1 protein-coding gene is annotated in these 470 nt (G+C 53.4%); it reads left to right on the plus strand.

Annotation, left to right across the window (positions count from 1 at the left end):
- A partial coding sequence (locus MDHKLMBL_RS20705) for an integrase core domain-containing protein (protein WP_146083446.1) occupies nt 1-431 on the plus strand: 431 nt, incomplete at its 5' end.
- Nucleotides 432-470: the final 39 nt, after the last annotated feature.

Consider the following 470-nt stretch of genomic DNA (forward strand, 5'->3'; position numbering starts at 1 on the left):
ACGGACGCAGTTACCGGCTGTTGAACGTGATCGATGACTTTAACCGCGAGGGGCTTGGCATCGAAGTGGACTTCTCGCTTCCGGCAGAGCGGGTGATCCGATCACTGGATCAGATCATTGAATGGCGGGGTAAACCGCGCTCTATCCGTTGTGACAACGGACCTGAGTACATCAGCGGCAAGCTGTCAGCCTGGGCCGAAAAACGAGAGATCAAGCTGGCGTTTATCCAGCCTGGTAAACCCCAGCAGAATGCTTATATAGAACGCTACAACCGAACGGTCCGTTACGATTGGCTGGCACAGTATCTGTTCCACAGCACCGAAGAAGTCCAGGATTATGCCACTCGCTGGCTCTGGCACTACAATCACGAACGACCCAATATGGGACTCGGAGGGATTACTCCTCAACAGAAGTTGGCCATGATGGCCTGAGGTCTACTTTTGAACCCCGCTAAAAATGGGGGGATTACC

This window comes from Marinobacter flavimaris, from assembly GCF_002933295.1.
GTDB classification, from domain to species: Bacteria; Pseudomonadota; Gammaproteobacteria; order Pseudomonadales; family Oleiphilaceae; genus Marinobacter; species Marinobacter flavimaris.